Here is a 5451-nt window from a genome sequence, read left to right as displayed (position 1 = left end):
GCGGCTGGCGTCGTGATCGCGCCGGGCCCGCTCGACGAGTTCGTGCCGATCTGCACGCAGGCCTCGAAGGGTGCGGGCGGCAGCGATGACGAACGCGTGATCGTGACGCAGTACGACATGACGTCGCTGGAAAAGGCCGGCATGCTCAAGATGGACTTCCTCGGTCTCACCACGCTGACGGTGATCAGCGATACGCTGGCCAGCATCAAGCAGCGGAGTGGCGTGACGGTCGTACTCGAAGAGCGCGGCTTTACCGACGAGAAGACGTATCAGCTGCTGCGTGCGGGACGTACCGGCGGCGTGTTCCAATTCGAGTCGGCGCTCGCCACCGACGTGCTCAAGCGCATGCGGTGCGACCGATTCGACGACTTGGTCGCGTCGAACGCGCTGCTGCGCCCGGGTCCGCTCGACGCGGGCATGCACAACGTGTACATCAAGCGTAAGCGCGGCGAGAGCCCACGGTGTACGCGCTGCCCGAGCTGGAGCCGATTCTTTCGAATACGTACGGCGTGATCACCTATCAGGAACAGGTGATGCGTCTAGCGCAGGTGCTCGCGGGCATCTCGCTGGCCGAAGCCGACGTGTTGCGAAAGGCGGTGGGCAAGAAAGACTCTGAGCTGATCAAGAAGGAGCTCGGCAAGTTCGTGACGAAGGCCGTCGCCAAGGGCTACGATCCGAAGATCATCGATGAGCTCTCGGGCCAGATCGAAACGTTCGGGCGTTACGGATTCAATAAGTGCCTGGTCGGCGACACAGAGATCTATGACGCGTCGACCGGTCGCCTCGTGCGTATCGCCGACGTTTACGAAGGGCGCGCGACGCTGGGCAGCGTTGCGACGTGTGACGTCGATACGCTTCGCCTGGATCACGGGCGCGTTTTGGATGTCATGGACAACGGCATCAAGGCGGTGTTCCGTGTGCGCACGGAGTCGGGCCGTGAGATTATCGCAACGGGTAATCACCCGTTGCTGCTGATCGACGGGTGGCGCAATCTCGACTCGGTTACCGTGGGTGAGCACATCGCCGTTCCCCGCTCATTGCCGTCGGGACCAAGAACAGAGTGGCCAGCTCACGAGGTGATTGCGCTTGGGCACCTGCTCGCCGAAGGGCATCTGGGGCATCCCGCTGGCGTGTACTACGACGATCCGAAGGAAGTGCCAGCGGACGCCTTCACGCTCTGCGACGAGCAGATCGGCCTGTTGCTCGGACGCATGTGGGACGGCGACGGGCATGTGAACCCGACCGACTCGTCGGCGTACTACGCCACGTCGTCGAAACGGCTGGCTCAGCAGGTGCAACACCTTCTGCTTCGGCTCGAAATACTCGGTCGGATTCGCTCGGTCACGTTCGCGTATGCGCGCGGACCGCGCGTCGGGTATCAGGTGTTCGTGACGGGCGTGGAGAATCTGCGCCCCTTCGCCGAACGTGTGGGCCGTTACCTCGTTGCTCCGGCTAAGCTAGCGGCGATGGCGGCGATGCCCGTGCCGGTCGAGGCCGCGGCCTCCAAGGATCTGGTCGGTGGCCTCGCGACGTACTTCGGTGATGCGTCGTTGCTGCGACTCGGATCGAACGACGTGCTCTGGGATCGGGTCGTATCGATCGAGCCGGCGGGCGAACAGCGCACATACGACCTCGAGATTGCCGACACGCACAACTTCGTGGCGAACGACATCATCGTTCACAACAGCCACAGCGTCGCCTACTCCGTCGTCGCGTACCACACGGCTTTCCTGAAGGCACACTACCCGGCTGAGTTCATGGCCGCGTTGCTGTCGTCGAACATCGGGAAGACTGAAGAGGTCATCAAGTACATCGCCGAAGCGCGCGAGATGCAGATCGAGGTGCTCGCGCCCGATGTGAACGAGTCGGGGTGGCGCTTCACGGTGGTGGGTGACAAGCGGGTGCGCTTCGGATTGGGCGCGATTCGCAACGTGGGCCGTGGTGCGATCGACTCGCTGATCGCCGCCAAAAACGACGGCCCGTTCCCTTCGCTGTACGACCTCTGCTCGCGGGTGGACCTTCGTGTGTGCAATAAGCGCGTGTTCGAAGCGCTGATTGCCGCGGGTGCTTGCGACGGGTTGGGCGGCCATCGGGCGCAGCTACTCGCGGCACTGGATCACGCCATCAACGAGGCCTCGCTCCGCCAGGAGGAGGATGCCAAGGGGCAGGTGTCGCTGTTCGGCGACCTGCTCGGTGGTGACGACCACGAGACGGCGGGGTCGAGCAATGCCGGATCGCCGCCGCCGCTCCCCTCGGTACCGGTCTGGAGCGAAAGTGAGCGGCTCACGCGCGAAAAGGAGCTGCTGGGCTTCTACATTTCCGGGCATCCCCTCGAACCATACCGAACAGAATGCGAACTGTTCACCAACAGCACGGTGGCACAGCTCGGCAACTGGACCGGAGACGCGGTCACGATCGGTGTGGTGATCACGGCCATCAAGAAGCAGATTTCCAAACGGTCGGGCGCCGAGTTCGCCCGGTTGACAGTCGAGGATTTTTCCGGATCTTCCGAAGTGCTGGTCTTCCCGGAGGCGTGGGCGGTGATCGCCGAACGTGTCCGGCCCGATGTGCCGCTGCTGCTCAAGGGTGGCTATTCGCGAAAGGATCAGGGCGTCGAGAATGCCACGTTCATCGTCGACACGGTCACGCGCTTTGCGGAAGTGCGAGCCAACGGTGAGCTGGCGGTTGCAATCGACCTGAGTCGGGAGCTCGATCTTGCTCCCGGCGTGATGGACGACGTGCGGGCGAGTGTCGAGGCACACGAAGGCTCGGCTCCGCTCGAACTACGGTGGGACGACGGCACCGGGCGCATCATTCGCTTCCGGTCACGGTCGCTTACGGTAGCTGCGTCGCCCGCCATTCTGTCCGATCTTCGCGCGCTGCTCGGCGCTGATCGTGTGCGCCTCGTGCGCGCCGGCAGCTAACGAGCGCGGCGTCCCTTTTCCAGGATTGTCATGGCTGGTGCCCCGGTTCTCGAGTTCGAGCGTCCTCTGGCGGAGCTCGAAAAGCAGATCGAGGAGCTGAAACGACTCGCGTCCGACAGTGCTTTCGATGTCGCGCAAGAGTTGGAGCCGCTTCAGAAGAAGCTCAGTGAACTGCGCGTGGAGATCTACCGCAAGCTGACGCCCTTGCAGCGCGTGCAAGTGGCCCGCATCGCGCGCCGTCCCTTCACGTCGGACTACATCAGGCTCGCGTTCACCGATTTCCTCGAACTGCACGGCGATCGGCTGTTTCGCGAGGACGCGGCGATTCTCGCGGGTTGGGCACGTCTCGAAGGCGAAACGGTGATGCTGATCGGCCACGAGCGCGGCCGAGACACGAAAGAGAATCTGCGCCGCAACTTCGGCATGCCGCACCCCGAGGGCTACCGGAAGGCACTACGCCTCATGAAGCTCGCCGAGAAGTTCCAGGTGCCGGTGCTCACCTTCATCGACACGCCGGGTGCCTGGCCCGGCCTCGGCGCGGAAGAACGTGGGCAGAGCGAAGCAATTGCCCGCAATCTGCTGGAGATGAGTAATCTGAAGGTGCCGATCGTGGCCACCGTGATCGGCGAGGGCGGCTCCGGCGGCGCGCTGGCGCTCGGCGTCGCCGATCGCGTCCTGATGCTGGAGAATTCCATTTACTCCACGATCTCCGTAGAAGGCTGCGCGGCCATTCTCTGGAAGGACGGCAAGAGCCCGGAAATGCGCGAGAAGGCGGCCACCGCACTGCGCATCACGGCCCCCGATCTCATCGAGCTACGGGTGATCGACGAAATCGTGCCCGAGCCGGTCGGCGGCGCCCATTCGGATCATGCCACGACCGCCAACAACCTTCGCGAGAGCCTCGCGCGGAATCTCGAAGATCTGCGTCGCCTGAAGCCGGATAAGCTCGTGCGTCGCCGACGTGAGAAGTTCCTGCGCATGGGGCAGTTCACCGAGTAGTTTTCACGTCGTGGCGCATCTCATCGAAGTCGCGTTCCGCGGCAACCGGAAGGAGTTCTTCACCTGGACAGGCGAGACGGCACCCCCACTCAAGGCGGGGGTGATCGTCGAGGTTGACCGTGGTGAGGATTTTGGTCGTGTGCACTCCACCGGCGAGCTGGCCGAAGTCCGCTGCAACGGCTGCTCCCACGGGTGCGGGACGACCCCGCCACCACGCGCGGCGCTCCGCTTCGCCACGAAGGCCGACGAACAGCTCGACCGCGAGTTGACGGCCGAGAATGAGAGCACCCGCCGCCAGTCGATGGAGCGCGTGAAGGCCAACAATCTCGTGATGAAGCTGACGGACGCCGAGTGGCAGTGGGATCGGCGCAAGCTCACGATTTTTTTCACGGCCGAGCGTCGCGTCGACTTTCGCGGTCTTGTGCGCGATCTCGCGGCGCTGTTTCGCACACGCATCGAGCTGAAGCAGATCGGTGTACGCGATGAAGCGAAGCGACTCTCAGGGGTCGGACGCTGCGGACGCGAGTACTGTTCGGCGTCGTGGCTGCCCGAGCTGCTCCCAGTGAACCTGGGCGTGGCGAAGGACCAGAAGCTGTCGCTCAATCCGCAGCAGATCTCCGGTGCGTGCGGACGTCTGATGTGCTGCCTTCGCTACGAGCACGAGTTCTACGTGCAGAGCCGTCGCAAATTCCCGAAGGAAGGGAAGATCCTCACCACGTCGCTGGGCGAGGAGAAGGTGATCGCGTGCGACATCTTCAACGAGCGCATTACGCTGCGCACGGCAGAAGGGGACAGTCGTGTGATTGCGCTGGCCGATCTGCGGAGTGAATTGGAAGGGCTCGAGCAGCCGACCGATCATGTACACCGCGAGGTACAGGAAGAGACGCCTTCGTATACCGCGGAGTACCCGGTCGATGCGGGAACGCGTGCGATGCTGGACACGGTCGAGACGGAGATCGCACCGTTGGCACTGGCGATAGCGGTGTTGGCGCCGGAGCCGGCGCCAGAGACCGAGCCGGAGCGCGAGCCCGAGCCCGAGCTTGCAGAGGAACCCGAGGCCGCCGACGCCGAGGACCCGACCGGCGATGAGACCCGTCGCAAGCGGCGGCGTGGCCGTCGCGGTGGCCGGCGCTTACGGGCGGCGGAGCAGCGACGTCAGACCGATCCCGACGGATCGCTGCCGGACGGATCGCTGCCGGACGGATCGCTGCCGGACGGATCGCTGCCGGACGGATCGCCGACGACGCCGGATGATGGCGATGACAACGAGGAGTAAGCCGGACGTGCCGCGATTCTACCTGACAACCGCCATCGACTACGCGAATGGCGATCCGCACCTTGGACACGCACTGGAGAAGATCGGCGCCGATGTGATCGCGCGCTATCGTCGTCAGTGTGGCGACGACGTGCACCTGTTGATCGGCATGGACGAACATGGCCAGAAGGTGCAGCAGACCGCAGCAAAAGATGGCGTGGCACCGCAGGCTTTCACGGATGACATCGCGGCGCGCTTTCAGGCGATCTGGGC

General features: G+C 64.0%; 4 protein-coding genes and 1 pseudogene. All 5 read left to right on the top strand.

All coding sequences use genetic code 11. The annotated features are described in order from the left end of the window. Positions 1 to 12 precede the first annotated feature (12 nt). Positions 13 to 1734 (top strand): annotated as a pseudogene (locus tag ACESNG_RS03690) (hypothetical protein). A gap of 23 nt (positions 1735 to 1757) precedes the next feature. Further along, entirely contained in the window at positions 1758 to 2924 is a 1167-nt protein-coding gene (locus ACESNG_RS03685; protein WP_373067868.1) for a hypothetical protein, read from the top strand. A 30-nt stretch (positions 2925 to 2954) separates the two neighbouring features. Next, on the top strand, positions 2955 to 3923 hold the full coding sequence (locus ACESNG_RS03680) for an acetyl-CoA carboxylase carboxyltransferase subunit alpha (RefSeq protein ID WP_373062874.1): 969 nt from the start codon (positions 2955 to 2957) through the stop codon (positions 3921 to 3923). A gap of 10 nt (positions 3924 to 3933) precedes the next feature. Beyond that, entirely contained in the window at positions 3934 to 5199 is a 1266-nt protein-coding gene (locus ACESNG_RS03675; protein WP_373067866.1) for a stage 0 sporulation family protein, read from the top strand. Next, a partial coding sequence (locus ACESNG_RS03670) for a class I tRNA ligase family protein (protein WP_373067864.1) occupies positions 5183 to 5451 on the top strand: 269 nt, incomplete at its 3' end. The genes ACESNG_RS03675 and ACESNG_RS03670, both read left to right, overlap by 17 nt.

The organism is Gemmatimonas sp., from assembly GCF_041689975.1.
Lineage (GTDB): Bacteria > Gemmatimonadota > Gemmatimonadetes > Gemmatimonadales > Gemmatimonadaceae > Gemmatimonas.
Note: the sequence above shows the minus strand (reverse complement) of the source record. Positions and strands in the feature narration are given on the sequence as shown.

What these genes read in the sequence shown, in the direction of transcription:
- ACESNG_RS03685 (WP_373067868.1), top strand. Translation starts at nt 1,758, where the DNA reads ATGGCCGCGTTGCTGTCGTCGAACATCGGGAAGACTGAAGAGGTCATC.
- ACESNG_RS03680 (WP_373062874.1), top strand. Translation starts at nt 2,955, where the DNA reads ATGGCTGGTGCCCCGGTTCTCGAGTTCGAGCGTCCTCTGGCGGAGCTC.